We start from the raw sequence: 16,371 nt of genomic DNA, 5'->3' as shown, positions 1-16,371 counted from the left end.
TCGCCTGCGTGGCGGGCCGGATGCTGGCCGCACGCTTTCACGTTGAGACCTGCTCCGTGCACATGGCCAAGAACATTCCAACGATTTTCCCCGGCACCCCTCCTCCCGAAGCCGCCCAGACTTTACTGGCGTTGCTCCACGCCCAAGGAGAGGTTGCCCGCCTGAGTGAGCGTGATCAGCTGTTCAGCTCGTTGCTCGACAGCGTCAACGCTGTGCTCTGGGCCTTCGACTGGGAAACCCGTCAGGTGCTGTACGTGAGTCCAGCCTACGAGCGCATCTTCGGCCGCCCGGTCAGCCTGGTGCTAGCTGACTACAACGAATGGCGTGACAGCATCTACCCCGACGACCTCGAGTTCGCCGAACGTAGCCTGGCCCAGGTACTGCTCAAGGGCGCGGTGGAAGACCGCGAGTACCGCATCCTCAATGCCGACGGGCAACTGCGCTGGCTGAGCGACAAGTGCTACATCAACCAGCAGCACGATAGCGACCGGGTAATCATTGTCGGTATCGCCGAGGACATCACCGAGAAGAAGCAGCTTGAAGGCGAACTGCAGCGCCTGGCCACCACCGACGTGCTGACCCAGAGCAGTAACCGCAGGCACTTTTTCGAATGTGCTCAGCAAGCCTTCGACAGTGCACGTGAGGACGGTACACCGCTGGCTTTCCTGCTGTTGGATATCGACGACTTCAAACGCATCAATGACAGCTATGGCCACCAGGAAGGCGACCAGGTGCTGCAACACATCGCCGACAGCGGCAAGGCCGTGCTACGCCGGGGCGACCTGTTCGGACGCATTGGCGGCGAAGAATTTGCGGCAGTGTTTCCGGGCTGCAACGCCCAGGTCGCGGAGCAGATTGCCGAGCGCTTGCAACGACAGATTCAGCACTTGAGCTTCACCCATGGCCAGCAGACGTACGGGGTGACGGTGAGCCAGGGGCTGACCGGGCTGACCGACGAGGATGTGGCGCTGGACAGCCTGTATGCGCGGGCCGATGCGGCAATGTACCGGGCCAAGCGGCAGGGCAAGAACCAGATAGTCCGCGGCTGATCAGGCGGCACGGGCACTGGCTGTGGCCGCTATTCGCGGGCCTGTGGGAGCGGGCAAGCCCGCGAAGGGCCGCAATGCGGCCCCCGAATCTCAGTTGGAAACCTCGGCCCCAGCCACCGGCGGTTCTTCCTGCGGCTTCACTTCCGGGTTCTCCACTTTGCGCAACCGCCTCAGCTCCGGCAGGCCAAGCTTGAGCAGCCGCGCCGTCTTGCCGCTGGCCACCTTCTCCAGCCCCTGCCCAGCCGGCAGCCGCGACAACTGCCCAGCCAGGTTCATGGCCAGGATCTCCAGCGAGTAAACGCCACCACCCAACTGGTAGATCGCAGCGATCAGCTCGCGCAGTGCCAGCGGCAAACGCCAGCGAGTACGCAACGCCGAGCCGAATGCCGCAGCAAATTCTTCCAGCGATTGCTGCACATTGCGCTCGTCCAGATCCCCCCCGGCCAACCGCCACTCTTGCAGGCAGCGCAACACCGCCAGGTCGCCCAGGCAATGCAGCAAGCCCGCGCAATAACAACGCCCCTCGTCCAGCTCGAGCATGCGCGCCAAGGTGCGGCCATATTCGGCAGTGTGCAGTGACAGGTCCCAGTAACGGGTCGCGTGCTCCGCCAACAGCGGGTCACTGAGGCGGGCGCTGCGCTTGAGGGTCATGCCCAGGATCAGGTTCATGCTTTGGGTACTGCCAAGCTTGTTCAGGGCCTGCAGCAACGTCTGCACCGGGGCTTCACGGTGCAATGCCGCACTATTGGCGGCAGCGATCAGCACCGCCGTAACTTGCGGATCGTTACGCACTTCCTCTTCGAGCACCCTGAGGTTCAGGCCCTGGGGGTTCAGCGCTCGATTGATCGCTACCTGCACATCGGCCAGCAGCGGCCCGCCATCGGCGGTAGCGCGACGCTGCTCAAGGTAGGCTGACAGGGTGGCCCCCGCCTGCAACGCCGGTACCGGGCAGGCGATCTCCTCGCCAACGGCCAGCAGCAACTCTTGCAGGCGCTTGCGCAGGTTATCCAGGTTCAGCGGCTTGCTCAGGTACGCCGTGGGGTGCAGGGGCAGCGCTTCGCGCACACTGGCGCTGTCATTGCGGTTACTCATGAGAATGAACGGCACCCCTGGCCCTTTGGCGCGCACCTTGCGCAGCAGGTCGAGGCCGTCGACACCGGCCAGCTCACGGGCGGCGATGATCAGGTCAGGCTTGCTGGACAAGGCACTGAGCGCCTGCGAGCCGTCCGCGCATACCTGCAGGCGGGCGTCACAGCGCACGCTGAGCAGCATCTCGCTGAGCATGTCCCGTACCCAAGGATCGCCTTCGACAATCAGTACGCTTGGTGGGGTGGGGGCTGCAGCGCTCATCGCCAACTACTCCTGAATAACCTGACACACAGTCCGTCGCAGCTTCCAAAGCCAGTCCTCCGATAACCATAGCGCCACACGGCTTATCTGGGCATAAAAAAACCCGCCTAGGCGGGTTTTTTCTGAAGCGCGTCACATCAGGCGATTTCAGCGAAGCACTCTTCGATGATGGCCAGGCCTTTGTCCAGCAGCGCGTCTTCGGCGGTCAGCGGAACCAGGATACGCAGGACGTTGCCGTAGGTGCCGCAAGACAGCAGGATCAGACCCTTTTCACGAGCCTTGGCGACAACCTGGCCAACAGCAGCAGCGTTCGGGGTGTGAGTGCCCTTCTCGAAGACTTCGACGGCAATCATCGAGCCCAGACCACGGACGTCGCCGATGATCGGGTACTTCTTCTGGATTTCGCGCAGGCCGGCGGTCAGGCGCTCACCCACAGCCTTGCTGCGGTCCAGCAGTTTTTCTTCTTCGAACACTTCGATCACGGCCAGGGCCGCGGCGCAAGCGATCGGCGAACCGGCGTAGGTACCGCCCAGGCCGCCAGGCGCGATGGCGTCCATGTATTCGGCCTTGCCGCACACACCGGCCAGCGGGAAGCCGCCAGCGATGGATTTGGCGAAGGTGGTCAGGTCAGGCGCAACGCCCATCTGTTCCATGGCGAAGAAGGTGCCGGTACGGCCAGCGCCAGTTTGTACTTCGTCGGCGATCAGCAGGATGCCGTGCTGGTCGCACAGGGCGCGCAGGCGTTTCATCAGCTCTTTCGGCGCTGGCAGGAAGCCGCCTTCGCCTTGTACTGGCTCGAGGATGATTGCGGCGATGTCGCGCGGCTCGGCGTCGTTCTTGAAGATGCGCTCGACCGAGGCGATGGCGTCGTCAACGCTGATACCGTGCAGTTCGCTCGGGAACAGGGCGCGGAAGATGCCGCCTGGCATCAGGCCCATGCCAGCGGAGTACGGCACGACCTTGCCGGTCAGGCCCAGGGTCATCATGGTACGGCCGTGATAACCGCCGGTGAAGGCGATGACGCCAGCGCGGCCAGTGGCAGCACGGGCGATCTTGACGGCGTTTTCAACGGCTTCGGAGCCGGTGGTGACCAGCAGGGTCTTCTTGTCGAAGTCGCCTGGGACCAGCTTGTTGATCTTTTCGCACAGCTCTACGTAGGGCTCGTAAGCCAGCACCTGGAAGCAGGTGTGGCTGACCTTGGTCAGCTGCTCTTGCACGGCTGCAACCACTTTCGGGTGCAGGTGGCCGGTGTTCAGTACTGCGATGCCGCCAGCGAAGTCGATCAGTTCGCGGCCTTCAACGTCGATCACGGTCGAGTTCTTCGCGGTGTCGACGAAGATCGGGTGGATCTGGCCGACGCCACGTGGAACGGCAGCTACACGACGTTGCATCAAGGATTCGTTGGTTTTGCTCATAATGCCCTCATTGCGCCGACAGGAATGGCGCTTTTATTCGGGGGCGGCTGGGAGTGCTCGCGAACAGTATTCGTTGATCGACTGTCGTGAACGCCCTGGCCACCAGGTACTGCAATGTAAAAAAGGCCAGCGAGACGTCGCTCTCGCGCCCCGCTGGCAGAGGTAAAGCCTTTACCGTGCTATCAGACGCTGATGCACAGGTATTTGATTTCGAGGTAGTCCTCGATACCGTACTTGGAACCTTCGCGGCCCAGGCCCGAAGCCTTGATACCACCGAACGGCGCGACTTCGTTGGAGATCAGGCCGGTGTTGATACCCACCATGCCGTACTCCAGGGCTTCGGCGACACGGAACACACGGCTCATGTCGCGGGCGTAGAAGTACGAGGCCAGGCCGAACTCGGTGTCGTTGGACATGGCGATGACTTCGGCTTCGTCTTTGAAGCGGAACAGCGGCGCCAGTGGGCCGAACGTCTCTTCCTTGGCGACAGCAGCGGTCTTCGGTACGTCAACCAGGATGGTCGGCTCGAAGAAGTTGCCTTCGATCAGCTTGCCACCGGACAGCACTTTGGCGCCTTTGCTGACGGCGTCCTCGATGTGTTCCTGGACCTTGGCGACAGCCTTGCCATCGATCAGCGGGCCAGTGGTGGTGCCTTCTTCCAGGCCGTTACCGATCTTCAGCTTGGCAACTGCAGCGGCCAGCTTCTCGGCGAACGCGTCGTAGACGCCGTCCTGCACGTAGATACGGTTGGCGCAGACGCAGGTCTGGCCGTTGTTACGGTACTTGGAGATGATCGCGCCCTCGACCGCCTTGTCCAGGTCGGCGTCGTCGAACACGATGAACGGGGCGTTGCCACCCAGCTCCAGGGAAACCTTCTTGATGTCCTTGGCGCATTCTTCCATCAGCTGGCGACCGATTTCGGTCGAGCCGGTGAAGGACAGCTTGCGTACCAGGGAGTTGCCGGTCAGTTCGCCGCCAACTTCGCCGGCGCTGCCGGTAACCACACTCAGCACGCCAGCCGGGATGCCGGCACGGTGGGCCAGCTCGACCAGCGCCAGAGCGGAGTATGGGGTTTGCGAAGCCGGCTTGAGGACCATGGTGCAGCCAGCGGCCAGGGCCGGGCCGGCTTTACGGGTGATCATGGCGGCCGGGAAGTTCCACGGGGTGATGGCCGCGGTAACGCCGATTGGCTGCTTGATGACAATCAGGCGCTTGTCTGGCTGGTGGCCCGGGATGGTGTCACCGTAGATGCGCTTGGCTTCTTCGGCGAACCACTCGATGAACGAGGCAGCGTAAGCGATTTCGCCCTTGGCTTCGGCCAGCGGCTTGCCCTGTTCGGTGGTCATCAGGCGAGCCAGGTCGTCCTGGTTCTCGATCATCAGTTCGAACCAGCGACGCAGCTTGGCCGAGCGCTCTTTCGCAGTCAGGGCACGCCAGGCCGGCAGGGCCTTGTCGGCGGCCTCGATGGCGCGGCGGGTTTCCGCGGTGCCCATCTTCGGCACGGTACCGATGACTTCGCCGGTGGCCGGGTTGGTCACCTTGATGGTCTGGCCGTTGTCCGCATCCAGCCACTCACCATTGATATAGGCTTGCTGGCGGAACAACTGAGCGTCTTTGAGCTGCATGTCGGCTTCCCGAATTGTTGATTGTTGAAAAGCGCCCAAGGCAGGGCATCGAGCGTTTGAAATCTCAAACGAATGCTAAGCGGCTGCTGGGGTGTTGGACAATAGGCTGTTCGAAAAAAAGAACGAATGGTTGCACAGCCCATCTGAAATCGCCCGCAGAATGGCCGCTGAAGGGTAGACGATGCTGCGGCCGGACGTGGGGCGAAACCAAAATTCGTTTCACTGCTTGTCACGGCTAATTTCCCCCCGCCCTGATGCTGGGCTGAAACGATGATGCTGTCGTCATCGGCGCCGTAATCGATGGCATTGGCGTGCGCTCGGTTACGGCCGGTCCCCCCGGCCCACCGTTGTTCATTTCCGATCGGTATTGTCGTGTATCCGCCCCACAGGGATCTGCACAGCCAACACGGTAAAAACAGCTACAGATCAAGGCGATGGACGTCAACGACACAGATGGGTATCATGCGTGCGCGTTGCACTCGTAGCTCAGCTGGATAGAGTACTGCCCTCCGAAGGCAGGGGTCGTGGGTTCGAATCCCGCCGAGTGCGCCATATCAAGAAAGCCCTGGGCCTGAGCCCGGGGCTTTTTCGTTTGTGCGCCATGTCACCTTTCTGGTACTCCCGTGCCACGGGTCATTGATGTTAGCGTGGGCGTCTTCCCGTTCTCCGAACGGGTAACCCATAACAATGATTGGCGAAGGAATGCGCACAACCATGCAGTTGAAAAAACTCACCGCCACCACCCTGTTGCTGGCCAGCATCGGCCTGTTCACCCAGCCTGCCCAGGCCAACCTCACCCAGCAGCAGTCCGCAGCTATCGTCAAAGCCTTCGACGGCAGCGACCCAAGCGACTTCAGGCAATTCCTCGGCAAGCTCAAAGGCAGCGACCTGGGCAAGGCCGACGACCTCGAGGCAACCGTCGACGCCTACCTGGCCGACAAGCCATTGGCCGCCGGGCAACAAGACGAGATCAACCGCCTGCTCGGCCTGTATACCCGCATCAAGTATGGCAAAGCCGCAACCGAAACCCTGCGTGAACTGGTAGCCATCCCCACCTTCAATGTCGAGGGTACGCCGCAGTACGAAAACCCTGAATTCCTCAAGATCGCCGACAAGATCAAGGCCTTGGCCGACCGCTTCGGCCTGGCCTTCCGCAACATCGACAACCGGGTGTACGAGATCTCGCTGGGCAGCGGGAAGGAAGTGATCGGCATCCATGCCCACGCTGACGTCGTGCCGGTCAACCCGGACAACTGGAAGCTGGCCGACGGTACGCGCCTGGACCCGTTCAAGGTCACCCTGGTGGGTGACCGCATGTACGGCCGCGGCACCGAGGACGACAAGAACGGCATCGTGGTGGCGATGTACGCGCTGAAAGTGGCCAAGGACGAAAACCTGCCGCTCGCCCGGCAGTTCAAGCTGCTGATCGACACCACCGAAGAAACCAGCGGTGATGCCATCCCCTACTACTTTGAGCGCAACCCTACGCCCGATTACAACCTGGCCCTCGACGGCGGCTACCCGGTAGTGATTGCCGAGAAAGGCTACGGCACGGTCATGGCCAGCTTCACCAAGCGCCCGGCCAGCGGCAAGGGTGCCGAGATCGTCAACCTGACCGGTGGCCTGGCCACCAACCAGATCCCGACAACGTCGGTTGCGACCCTGATTTCTGACAACCCGGCACAGCTGGTCAAGCACCTGCAGCAAGCCGGCGCCAGATATGTGAAGCAGCATGGAAGCGACTTCAGCATCGACGCCAAGGCCGACGGCAAGCAAGTCTTGCTCACCGTGACCGGTGTTTCCGCACACTCTTCGGAGCCGGAATCCGGCATCAACCCGGTGGCGCGTATGCTCGACTTCATCAATGGCCTCGGCCAGCAGGTGTCGCTCAAGCACAACCACTTTACCGACGCGGCCCGCTACGCCGCCGAAAACTGGGGCCTGGACTACCTGGGCAACAAGCTCGGCGTGGCCTTCAAGGACCCGTTCATGGGCCCGCTGACCACCTCGCTGACTTTTGTCGGGGTGGATGACAAAGGCTTGAAACTGGCGGTGAATCTGCGCATTCCCAAGGGGAAGCCGATCGCCACGATCAAGGACGAACTGGCCGACAAACTGGGCAAATGGACCCGGCAAAGCAACACCTCGGTGGCGTTCGACTTCAGCCTGGACGAGCCGATGTACCGCAACCCTGAAGGCGAATGGGTCAAGGCTCTGCTCGCTGTGGCCACCGAGAACCTGGGTATGAAGCATGAGTTCGGAACCTCGGCCGGCGCGACTTCGGTGCACGATCTTCCCAACGGTGTGCAATTTGGCCTGGCCATGCCGGACGTGAAGTACACCGGGCACAACGACAACGAGTTCAAGACCGTGGAGCAGTTCATGCTGGACTTGCAGGTGGTGAGCGAAATGGTGGCGCGGATCGGCCAGATGCCGAAGCTTTGATGCGCAGTACCGGCCTCTTCGCGGCTTTAGCCGCGAAAAGGCTGTTACAAGCGAACGGCAATGACGTTTTTCAATCGCCTCCATGCCGTTTCCTGCATTGCCGTGCAGAGCGCCGTACCGGATGCTTTAGTTAAACCGAGACAGCGTTTTTTCACCCGCAGAGGCCCGTATGAAGAACGTCGAACAAATCCTCAAGACCAAGTCCCAGCACCAGACCGTGTACACCATCGGCCCGGATGACTCGGTGCTCGACGCCCTGAAACTGCTGGCGGAGAAAAACGTCGGTGCACTGCCCGTGGTTGAGGGTGGCCAGGTGGTGGGTATCGTCAGTGAACGGGACTATGCGCGAAAACTGGTCCTCAAGGGCCGCTCTTCCGCCGCCACGCCGGTACGCGAAATCATGAGCGCACCGGTGGTCACCGTGGAGCCCAAGCAAAAGCTCGATTTCTGCATGAATCTGATGACCGACCGGCACCTGCGTCACCTGCCGGTGGTCGACAACGGCAGATTGCTCGGCCTGCTGTCGATCGGCGACCTGGTCAAGGAAACCATTGACGAACAGGCGAGCCTGATCAAGCAAATGGAGCAGTACATCCGCGGCGAATGAAGCGCCTCAATGGTAGGCGCGCTCCAGCTCGTCCAGCTGATGGTCGAAGCTACGCAAGCGCGCCGACCAGGTGTACACCAGCACTTCCAGGTCACGGTTGAGCACTGCCGTATTGCCGTGGCCGCTGTGCGTGGGCTCGCCGAGGTCCAGCTGGTAGCGTTCGCGGGCCATCGCCTGGGCCACGCTGGACAGGTCGCGAGCATTGGCCAGCCAGTGGTGATGGCGGTCATGGATTTCGCGGTCGAGCACCCGGCACTGGCGCTTCAGCGCATCCAGGCTCTGCTCCAGCGGAGTGCCCCTGAGCTCGCCCATGACCTCTTCGAAGGTACGCCCCGAATGCCAGTAGCTGCCCCAGAAATAACGGTCGAAAACCGTCTCGACGCGGCGTAGCGCAACCTTGGTATTCCAGATGGTCAGCAACGTTCGCCCCTGCACCACTTCGCGCTTGTTCAGGCGCAACTGCTGCCAGGCGATCCATGTCAGCGCCACCAGTGCAACCGCTACAGTGACTGCGGCAGCGGCGTACAGGAAATGCACGGCCTGGTTCATCTGTTGCGTCTGTCTGACGCCATAGAAGTAACTGGCCGTCAGGGTGCCCAGGATCGTCACGGAACACCAGAAACCTGGTGCGTAGGGATCTTTCATCGCGCTATCCCCTTATTGTTTTCCTGAGCATAGCAACGGCCGATCACTCGTCAGGTGCCGCTCGGCGCTTTATTTTCGGGGGCGGCGCAACGCTTCGTTGAGTTGATCGAAGGGCACGGCCCAATCGGAATCTTCAATGATGCTGTCCTGGAGGAATGCCCGCTGAGAGTCGCTCCAGAACGGCGCATCCACCAGCTTGATTTCGTTCTTCAGCGGGGAATGGCTGGTGATGAACTGATCGATACTCGTGGGATCGTCGGGCAAGCCCAGCTGCTTGAACAGTTCGGCAAAGGGATGGATCGGCGCTTCCATGGTTCCTCCTGAGCGCCAGGCAAGCCGTCCACGACGCCCGCCTGGCATTGGTTTGAAAACATCAGCACAGCTCGCGCACTTTGGCGTGCGGCACCAGTTTCATGTACTGCTCCATGCTCATGTGAATCAGGTGATCGTGGTCACCCGCCTCCAGGTAGACATCGCCTTGGCGGGTAAGACTCGGGTCGAGCAGCATTTTTATCTGGTAAGCATCGCCAAGGGCCGGCACGGCACCGCGTTCGCAGTCATTGAACAGGCTCGGCAGACCACTTTCACGGGTCAGATGCCAGGCCCCGGACATACGCACCTTGGTCATGTCCAGGTGCCGGTTGGCCGGTAGAACGGCCATGATGTAGTTGCCATGACGGTCATCGAGCATCACCGACTTGGCCACCCGCTCGGCGGGCACGCCGGCCGTTCGGGCCGACTCCAGGCTGGTGGCCGAATGTGGGTGGGGAATGATGTCGTAGTCGCAGTTGGCCTTGTCCAGGCTGGCCTGCAGGGTCTTTGCCATACGCATGATGCACCTCCGGTTTCGCCCCCCAATTCTCAATTTTAGGCCGGGTACGGGTGGGCGGGGCTAAACTTGTGTAATACGCGCAAATGAGGTGACGACAGGTGATCGCCCGCTGCTGGCGCTGGCTGTTGCTGCTGTTGTTGCTTGGCATCACGCCAGGTGGCCAGGCAGCGCCCGGCGCGGTGTGGGTGCTGAACATCGACGACGCCATCGGCCCGGCCAGCGCCGACTACCTGGTGCGCAGCCTCAGCCAGGCCCAGGCGCAAGGCGCGCAACTGGTGGTTATCCGCATGGATACCCCGGGCGGGCTGGACAGCGCCATGCGCCAGATGATCAAGGCAATTCTCGCCAGCCCTGTACCGGTCGCCAGCTACGTTGCCCCCAGCGGAGCCCGCGCCGCCAGCGCCGGCACCTATATTCTCTACGCCAGCCATGTCGCGGCGATGGCGCCCGGAACCAATCTGGGAGCTGCCACGCCGGTGCGGATCGGCGGTGCGCCTGGCACGCCCAGTGACGACAAAGCCAAAAGCGGCGACGATGAAACCCTCGCACGCAAACAGGTCAACGACGCTGCCGCCTACATCCGTGGCCTGGCGCAGTTGCGCGGCCGCAACGCCGACTGGGCGGAGAAGGCCGTGCGCGAGGCGGTCAGCCTGTCCGCCAGCGAGGCCTTGCGGCTGAACGTGATCGATCAGGTGGCCGATGACCTGCCTGACCTGCTGCGCAAGCTCGACGGCAAAACGCTTCAGGTGGCCGGCCAACCACGGCAGTTGCAGACCGCAGGCGCCAGCGTGGTCGAGCATCTGCCGGACTGGCGCACACGGTTTCTGGCGGTCATCACCAACCCCAGCGTAGCGCTGATCCTGATCATGATCGGCGTTTACGGCCTGTTGTTCGAATTCATGAACCCAGGTTCTGCGGTGGGCGGTGTGGTCGGTGGTATCTGCCTGCTGCTGGCGCTGTATGCGCTGCAGCTGTTGCCGGTGAGTTTTGCCGGGGTGGCGCTGATCCTGCTTGGCATCACCTTCATGATCGCCGAAGCCTTCTTGCCCAGTTTCGGCGTGGTCGGCTTCGGCGGCATCGTTGCCTTTGTGGTCGGCGCATTGATCCTGATCGACACCGACGCCCCCGGTTTCGGCATCCCCCTGGCCTTGATCGGCACCTTGGCGCTGCTCTCGGCACTCCTGATCGGTGGCGTGCTGGGCATGGCTCTCAAGGCCCGGCAACGGGCGCTCGTCAGTGGCGACGCCGGCCTGGTCGGCAGCCTGGTCACCGTCACCCAGGTGATGGCAAGCGACCCCTTCTGTGGTGTCGTGCTGGCTCAGGGCGAGCCATGGCAAGCGCGGTGCGCAACGCCGCTGCAAACTGGCCAGAACGTACGGGTGACCGCGCGCCATGGCGTGATGCTGGAAGTGAGCGCCGCCGCGCCTGCGACGCAAGGAGAATGAGCATGTTCATGCAATTCGGTTTCGGCGCTGTGTTGATCGTGCTGGCCATGCTGGTGCTGTCGGCGTTTCGCATCCTGCGCGAATACGAGCGCGGCGTGGTGTTCCAGCTGGGGCGCTTCTGGCAGGTCAAAGGGCCGGGGCTGATCCTGTTGATCCCGGTGATCCAGCAAATGGTACGGGTCGACCTGCGTACAGTGGTACTGGATGTACCGCCGCAGGATGTGATCACCCGCGACAACGTTTCGGTCAAGGTCAACGCAGTGTTGTACTTTCGCGTGCTCGACCCGCAGAAAGCGATCATTCAGGTCGAGGATTTTCTGGTGGCGACCAGCCAGCTGGCCCAGACGACCCTGCGTGCGGTGCTGGGCAAACACGAGCTGGATGAGCTGCTGGCAGAACGCGAGCAACTGAACCTGGACATCCGCCAGGTGCTGGATGCGCAGACGGATGCCTGGGGCATCAAGGTGGCCAACGTCGAGATCAAGCACGTTGACCTGAACGAGTCGATGGTACGCGCCATCGCCCGCCAGGCGGAGGCCGAGCGCGAACGTCGGGCCAAGGTGATTCATGCCGAGGGTGAACTGCAGGCGTCGGAGAAACTGATGCAAGCCGCGCAAATGCTGAGCAAGGAACCGGGGGCGATGCAGTTGCGCTATATGCAGACGCTGGGGACGATTGCCGGGGACAAGAGCTCGACCATCGTCTTCCCGCTGCCGATAGATCTGCTGAAGGGGTTGGTGGACAAGGAGAAATAGTGATGGGCCAATCGCGGGTTTGCCCGCGAATGGCCTGTATGCGGTCTGTCAGACCGGCGCGCGGCGCAAGGTCGCCAGGAAGGTGGCTGCACCAATGAACAACCCGGCAAAGGTGCGGTTCAAACGCTTCTGCTGTTTGGGCGTGCGCAGCATGCGCAACACATGCGAAGCCAACCCGGTGTATCCCGCCATCACCAGCAGGTCGACCGTGACCATGGTCACGGTGATCGCCACATATTGCGGCAGCAGCGGCGCATGGGGATTGAGGAACTGCGGCAGCACCGCCAGCATGAACACCAGCGCCTTGGGGTTGCTGATGTTGACCAGGAAGCCACGGAACACCAGGCTCAGCGGCTTGCCGATCGGGCGCACGCCTGATTCATCGCTCATGTCCATCGGCAGGGCACGCCACTGCTTGTAGGCCAGGTACACAAGGTAGCCGACGCCAAACCACTTGATGACCTGGAACGCCGTGGCCGAGGCAGCCAGGACGGCACCGACGCCGGCGGCGATGATGGCGATCTGCATGATCAGGCCCAGCTGCAGGCCCAGGGCGTTCCAGTAACCACGCCAGAAGCCGTATTGCAGGCCGCTGGACATCGAGGCAATCGCCCCGGCACCGGGTGAAAGGCTGATCACCCAGCAGGCGGCAAAAAAGCCTAACCATACTTCCATCGACATCACACACCTCGCTCGAACATTTGTTGCAAAACGTTAAGCTAAGGTTTTGGCGAAAAAATAACCAGTGATTTCTGATGGATTTGTGTGGCCTGACCTGGCCTCTTCGCGGGCACGCCCGCTCCCACACCTACAGTGCATTTTCAGACGCTGTGGAATACCTGTGGGAGCGGGCGTGCCCGCGAAGGGGCCAGAACAGGCTCAGTCCGCTTCCGCAGCTGTTTCTTTGTGCAGGGCCTGTACCTCGGCCCCGCGCCAACGCCGCACGGACTTCTGGAAGAACTGACTATTGGGCACCTGCACCAGCGCTCCGCCCGCTTCGGGCACTTCCAGCAGGGTGGTGAACAGCAGGTTGATAGCGATCACTCGGCCTTTCACGCCTGGCTTGTCGAGGGTGTCGACCAGCTCGACCACATCGCCGATGCGAAACGGCCCGACCGTGAAGATCAACACCGCGCACAACAGGTTGGACAGCACGCTCCACATGGCGAAGAAGGCCACCGCCGCTACCGCTACGAAGCCGGAAAGTGCTGTCCACAACACGGTTGCCGAAACACCCATGCGCTCCAGCACGAACAGCAGCGCGCTGCCCATGATCAGCCAGCGCAGGCCACCGCGCACGGGCACCAGCAGCTCCGGCGGTAACGGGTAACGCTGGCCCAGGCGGCTCAGCCCGCGAGCGACGATACGTTGCAGGATGAACGCCGCTGCCAGGATCAAGAGGATCTGCAATCCCAGCCAGAAGGTGTCCATCCATTGCCCTGGCAGCAGCGAACGCAGTTCCTCCATCAGGACAACGCCTCGAGTTCGGCCTGCATGCTTTCAAGGGTTTCCAGCGCTTCCATCCAGGCCTCTTCCAGCTCGCCTTCGCGTTGCTTGAGCCGGGTCTGGCGCGCCAGCAGGTCGCGCAACTCGTCCTTGCGCGCCGCATCGTAAAGGCCACCATCACCCAGCGCGGTCTCGATCTCGGCCAATTGCGCGTGCACCTGGTTGAGCTCGGTTTCCAGCTTGTCGGCAGCCTTCTTGTGCGGTGCCAACTGCTGACGCAAGGCTGCGGCAGCCTGGCGCTGGGCTTTCTTGTCGGTCTTGTCCGGGTTGGCCGGTGCAGTACTGGCCGGCGCACTGCGCTGGCGGTACTCGACCAGCCAGCGGCTGTAGTCCTCCAGATCACCGTCGAAGGTGTCGACCTTGCCGTCGGCCACCAGCAGGAAGTCGTCCGTGGTGCTCTTGAGCAAATGACGGTCGTGGGACACCACCACCACTGCACCGGCAAACTCCTGCAAGGCCATGGTCAGCGCCAGACGCATTTCCAGATCGAGGTGGTTGGTCGGTTCGTCGAGCAGCAGCAGGTTTGGCCGCTCCCAGGCAATCAGCGCGAGTGCCAGGCGGGCCTTTTCGCCACCAGAGAAGTTAACCACCGGCTCGTCGCAGCGGGCACCATGGAAATCGAAGCCGCCGAGGAAGTCGCGCAGCGTCTGCTCACGCTCGGTAGGGGCGATGCGCTGCAGGTGCAGCAGCGGACTGGCCTTGTCGTCCAGCGAGTCCAGCTGGTGCTGGGCAAAGTAGCCTACCGCCAGGTTCTCGCCACGAACCAGGCGGCCCGACAACGGCTCCAGCTCACCTGCAAGGTTCTTGATCAGGGTCGACTTGCCGGCGCCGTTGGGCCCGAGCAGACCAATACGAGCACCCGGGGTCAGCTGCAGCTTGACCTTGTCGAGGATGGCCTTGTCGCCATAACCCAGGCGACCTTCGGAAAGGCTCAGCAACGGGCTGGAAATTTTCTGCGATTCACGGAAGACAAAGTCGAACGGCGAATCGACATGCGCCGCCGACAGCTCTTCCATGCGCTCCAGGGCCTTGATCCGGCTTTGCGCCTGGCGGGCCTTGGTGGCTTGCGCCTTGAAGCGGGCAATGTACTTCTCCATGTGCGCGCGCTGCGCCTGCTGCTTCTCGTAGGCCTGCTGCTGCTGCGCCAGGCGCTCGGCACGGGTGCGCTCAAAGGCGGTGTAGCCGCCTTTGTACAAGTTGAGCTTGCGCTGCTCGACGTGCAGCACATGGTCGACCACGGCATCGAGGAAGTCACGGTCGTGGGAGATCAGCAACAATGTGCCGGGGTAGCCCTTGAGCCAGTCTTCCAGCCACAGGATCGCGTCGAGGTCGAGGTGGTTGGTGGGCTCGTCGAGCAGCAACAGGTCGGACGGGCACATCAGTGCCTGGGCCAGGTTCAGGCGCATCCGCCAGCCACCAGAGAAATCGCCGACACGGCGGTCCATCTGTTCGTTGGTGAAGCCCAGCCCAGCCAGCAACTTGCGCGCACGGGCGTCGGCGGTATAGCCGTCGGCACTTTCCAGCTCACTGTGCAGGCGCGCCAGGGCGGTGCCGTCGTGGGCCTGCTCGGCCGCGGCCAGTTCGGCCTGGACCTTGCGCAGGCGCACGTCGCCATCAAGCACATAGTCCACAGCCAGGCGGTCGAGGGTGTCGACCTCTTGGCGCATGTGGGCGATGCGCCAGTCGCCGGGCAGTTGGCAGTCACCGGCATCGGGCGACAGCTCACCGCGCAGCAAGGCGAACAGGCTGGATTTTCCGGCACCGTTGGCGCCGATCAGGCCGGCCTTGTGACCGGCGTGCAGGGTCATCTCGGCGCCTTCTAGCAAGCGCTGCGGACCACGCTGTAAAGTGAGGTTGGATAGTCTGATCATGATGGTCGCGGAGTCTACCAGCTTCCTCGGCCCATAGCGCGAGTGGAACCATGCACACCGACCTGTGGAATTACGCCCTGGCCCTGTATGCCAGGCCCGGCGTGGAAGCCGCCTGCCTTGAATTGCAGGCACTGGGTGGCGATGTCTGCCTGCTGCTGTGCGCGACTTGGCTGCAAGCACGTGGTGTGGCCGTACTGGGCGAACGTGCGCAAGCACTGCAAGAACTTGCCGAGCCTTGGCAGCGTGACGTGGTCGCCCCGCTGCGCAGCCTGCGCCAGCAATGGCGAACCCCAGCATCGGGTGATGCACAACTGGCCGCATTGCGTGAACAGGTGAAGGGGTTGGAGTTACAGGCAGAAAAAGCCTTGCTGGAGCGCTTGCAGGAACGCTCACAACAGTGGCCCGTGGGCTCCCATGAGCCCGCGGACGACTGGCTGGCCCGGCTGGCACCGGACCAGGCTCTGCATCATGACGCGCTAGTTCAGTTGCGCGTCGCAGCGGCTGCGCTTCAGGACGCCGAAGGTGCCTGAGCCGGAGTACTCACAGGTGCCGACGGTGCAGCAGCAGCCGGGCTCACCGAGTTGGTTGCGGCGGCCGGTGTAGCGGGTTTGGCTTCAGCAGGTTTGGCGGCGGGTTTGGCGGCCGTGCGTGCTGGTGCCTTGGCGGCAGCTGGTTTTGCGGCCGGCTTGGCAGCAGGGGCTTTGGCAGCTGGCTTGGCCGCAGGTTTGGCTGCCGCAGTCGCCTTGGCAGCCGGTTTGGCCGCAGCGGTCGCCCTGGCAGCCGGTTTGGCCGCAGGCTTGGCGGCAGCGGTCGCCTTGGCAGCTGG

The 16,371-nt window shown here is 62.5% G+C and carries 15 protein-coding genes, 1 tRNA gene and 1 pseudogene; 7 read left to right on the top strand and 10 right to left on the bottom strand.

Annotated features, from left to right (window positions below):
* The first annotated feature begins 20 nt into the window (after window positions 1-20).
* Complete coding sequence (locus N5D53_RS20465) at window positions 21-1,049, top strand: sensor domain-containing diguanylate cyclase (protein WP_064491760.1); 1,029 nt, start codon at window positions 21-23, stop codon at window positions 1,047-1,049.
* Window positions 1,050-1,139: 90 nt separating this feature from the next.
* On the opposite strand, the gene N5D53_RS20460 is transcribed toward N5D53_RS20465, so the two are convergent.
* The 3 genes from N5D53_RS20460 to gabD all read right to left on the bottom strand — a co-directional run bounded on the left by N5D53_RS20460 (window position 1,140) and on the right by gabD (window position 5,439).
* A complete protein-coding gene (locus tag N5D53_RS20460) occupies window positions 1,140-2,399 on the bottom strand; it encodes a response regulator (protein WP_010951597.1) in 1,260 nt (419 codons plus the stop codon).
* Between the two features lie 137 nt (window positions 2,400-2,536).
* A complete protein-coding gene (gene gabT / locus N5D53_RS20455; protein ID WP_003255866.1) occupies window positions 2,537-3,814 on the bottom strand; it encodes a 4-aminobutyrate--2-oxoglutarate transaminase in 1,278 nt (425 codons plus the stop codon).
* 182 nt (window positions 3,815-3,996) lie between these two features.
* Window positions 3,997-5,439 carry an NADP-dependent succinate-semialdehyde dehydrogenase gene (gene gabD / locus N5D53_RS20450; protein ID WP_010951596.1) on the bottom strand — a complete coding sequence of 481 codons (1,443 nt, stop codon included), beginning with the start codon at window positions 5,437-5,439 and terminating at the stop codon, window positions 3,997-3,999.
* A 475-nt stretch (window positions 5,440-5,914) separates the two neighbouring features.
* On the opposite strand from gabD, the gene N5D53_RS20445 reads away from it, so the two are divergent.
* The 3 genes from N5D53_RS20445 to N5D53_RS20435 all read left to right on the top strand — a co-directional run bounded on the left by N5D53_RS20445 (window position 5,915) and on the right by N5D53_RS20435 (window position 8,491).
* Window positions 5,915-5,991, top strand: a tRNA-Arg gene (locus N5D53_RS20445).
* 162 nt (window positions 5,992-6,153) lie between these two features.
* Window positions 6,154-7,884 carry a dipeptidase gene (locus N5D53_RS20440; RefSeq protein WP_104960582.1) on the top strand — a complete coding sequence of 577 codons (1,731 nt, stop codon included), beginning with the start codon at window positions 6,154-6,156 and terminating at the stop codon, window positions 7,882-7,884.
* A 169-nt stretch (window positions 7,885-8,053) separates the two neighbouring features.
* The gene (locus N5D53_RS20435) at window positions 8,054-8,491 is read left to right on the top strand and encodes a CBS domain-containing protein (protein WP_014589311.1); all 438 of its coding nucleotides are present in this window, start codon (window positions 8,054-8,056) and stop codon (window positions 8,489-8,491) included.
* A 6-nt stretch (window positions 8,492-8,497) separates the two neighbouring features.
* On the opposite strand, the gene N5D53_RS20430 is transcribed toward N5D53_RS20435, so the two are convergent.
* The 3 genes from N5D53_RS20430 to N5D53_RS20420 form a co-directional block, all read right to left on the bottom strand.
* Complete coding sequence (locus N5D53_RS20430; protein WP_190869787.1) at window positions 8,498-9,136, bottom strand: NADH:ubiquinone oxidoreductase subunit N; 639 nt, start codon at window positions 9,134-9,136, stop codon at window positions 8,498-8,500.
* A 69-nt stretch (window positions 9,137-9,205) separates the two neighbouring features.
* Window positions 9,206-9,448 (bottom strand): DUF2789 domain-containing protein, encoded by a 243-nt coding sequence (locus N5D53_RS20425; protein WP_104960581.1) that lies wholly within the window; start codon window positions 9,446-9,448, stop codon window positions 9,206-9,208.
* 61 nt (window positions 9,449-9,509) lie between these two features.
* Window positions 9,510-9,968, bottom strand: coding sequence for a YbaK/EbsC family protein (locus N5D53_RS20420; RefSeq protein ID WP_279840705.1), 459 nt, complete (start codon window positions 9,966-9,968; stop codon window positions 9,510-9,512).
* Window positions 9,969-10,066: 98 nt separating this feature from the next.
* Here N5D53_RS20420 and N5D53_RS20415 point away from each other — a divergent pair, with 98 nt between their 5' ends.
* Window positions 10,067-11,413, top strand: coding sequence for a nodulation protein NfeD (locus tag N5D53_RS20415; RefSeq protein WP_104960579.1), 1,347 nt, complete (start codon window positions 10,067-10,069; stop codon window positions 11,411-11,413).
* Window positions 11,414-11,415: 2 nt separating this feature from the next.
* Entirely contained in the window at window positions 11,416-12,168 is a 753-nt protein-coding gene (locus N5D53_RS20410; protein WP_104960578.1) for a slipin family protein, read from the top strand.
* 48 nt (window positions 12,169-12,216) lie between these two features.
* Here N5D53_RS20410 and N5D53_RS20405 read toward each other — a convergent pair whose 3' ends face one another.
* From N5D53_RS20405 to N5D53_RS20395, 3 genes are all read right to left on the bottom strand, one after another.
* The gene (locus N5D53_RS20405; RefSeq protein WP_010951582.1) at window positions 12,217-12,849 is read right to left on the bottom strand and encodes a LysE family transporter; all 633 of its coding nucleotides are present in this window, start codon (window positions 12,847-12,849) and stop codon (window positions 12,217-12,219) included.
* A gap of 198 nt (window positions 12,850-13,047) precedes the next feature.
* Window positions 13,048-13,635 carry a mechanosensitive ion channel family protein gene (locus N5D53_RS20400; RefSeq protein WP_010951581.1) on the bottom strand — a complete coding sequence of 196 codons (588 nt, stop codon included), beginning with the start codon at window positions 13,633-13,635 and terminating at the stop codon, window positions 13,048-13,050.
* Window positions 13,635-15,545, bottom strand: coding sequence for an ATP-binding cassette domain-containing protein (locus N5D53_RS20395; RefSeq protein ID WP_104960577.1), 1,911 nt, complete (start codon window positions 15,543-15,545; stop codon window positions 13,635-13,637). Before N5D53_RS20395 ends, N5D53_RS20400 begins: the two co-directional genes overlap by 1 nt.
* Window positions 15,546-15,595: 50 nt before the next feature.
* On the opposite strand from N5D53_RS20395, the gene N5D53_RS20390 reads away from it, so the two are divergent.
* Window positions 15,596-16,075, top strand: a complete 480-nt coding sequence (locus N5D53_RS20390; protein ID WP_064491755.1) for a TIGR02444 family protein — start codon at window positions 15,596-15,598, stop codon at window positions 16,073-16,075.
* Here the strand turns inward: N5D53_RS20390 and N5D53_RS20385 are convergent.
* Window positions 16,054-16,371 (bottom strand): annotated as a pseudogene (locus tag N5D53_RS20385) (transcriptional regulator); the annotation flags it as partial. The gene N5D53_RS20390 and the pseudogene N5D53_RS20385 overlap by 22 nt on opposite strands.

Origin of the sequence: Pseudomonas sp. GD03862 (assembly GCF_029840855.1) — a bacterium.
GTDB lineage: Bacteria > Pseudomonadota > Gammaproteobacteria > Pseudomonadales > Pseudomonadaceae > Aquipseudomonas > Aquipseudomonas alloputida.
This window is presented reverse-complemented; position numbering and strand designations above follow the sequence as displayed.

What these genes read in the sequence shown, in the direction of transcription:
- N5D53_RS20465 (WP_064491760.1), top strand. Translation starts at nt 21, where the DNA reads ATGCTGGCCGCACGCTTTCACGTTGAGACCTGCTCCGTGCACATGGCC.
- N5D53_RS20460 (WP_010951597.1), bottom strand. Translation starts at nt 2,399, where the DNA reads ATGAGCGCTGCAGCCCCCACCCCACCAAGCGTACTGATTGTCGAAGGC.
- gabT (WP_003255866.1), bottom strand. Translation starts at nt 3,814, where the DNA reads ATGAGCAAAACCAACGAATCCTTGATGCAACGTCGTGTAGCTGCCGTT.
- gabD (WP_010951596.1), bottom strand. Translation starts at nt 5,439, where the DNA reads ATGCAGCTCAAAGACGCTCAGTTGTTCCGCCAGCAAGCCTATATCAAT.
- N5D53_RS20440 (WP_104960582.1), top strand. Translation starts at nt 6,154, where the DNA reads ATGCAGTTGAAAAAACTCACCGCCACCACCCTGTTGCTGGCCAGCATC.
- N5D53_RS20435 (WP_014589311.1), top strand. Translation starts at nt 8,054, where the DNA reads ATGAAGAACGTCGAACAAATCCTCAAGACCAAGTCCCAGCACCAGACC.
- N5D53_RS20430 (WP_190869787.1), bottom strand. Translation starts at nt 9,136, where the DNA reads ATGAAAGATCCCTACGCACCAGGTTTCTGGTGTTCCGTGACGATCCTG.
- N5D53_RS20425 (WP_104960581.1), bottom strand. Translation starts at nt 9,448, where the DNA reads ATGGAAGCGCCGATCCATCCCTTTGCCGAACTGTTCAAGCAGCTGGGC.
- N5D53_RS20420 (WP_279840705.1), bottom strand. Translation starts at nt 9,968, where the DNA reads ATGCGTATGGCAAAGACCCTGCAGGCCAGCCTGGACAAGGCCAACTGC.
- N5D53_RS20410 (WP_104960578.1), top strand. Translation starts at nt 11,416, where the DNA reads ATGTTCATGCAATTCGGTTTCGGCGCTGTGTTGATCGTGCTGGCCATG.
- N5D53_RS20405 (WP_010951582.1), bottom strand. Translation starts at nt 12,849, where the DNA reads ATGTCGATGGAAGTATGGTTAGGCTTTTTTGCCGCCTGCTGGGTGATC.
- N5D53_RS20400 (WP_010951581.1), bottom strand. Translation starts at nt 13,635, where the DNA reads ATGGAGGAACTGCGTTCGCTGCTGCCAGGGCAATGGATGGACACCTTC.
- N5D53_RS20395 (WP_104960577.1), bottom strand. Translation starts at nt 15,545, where the DNA reads ATGATCAGACTATCCAACCTCACTTTACAGCGTGGTCCGCAGCGCTTG.
- N5D53_RS20390 (WP_064491755.1), top strand. Translation starts at nt 15,596, where the DNA reads ATGCACACCGACCTGTGGAATTACGCCCTGGCCCTGTATGCCAGGCCC.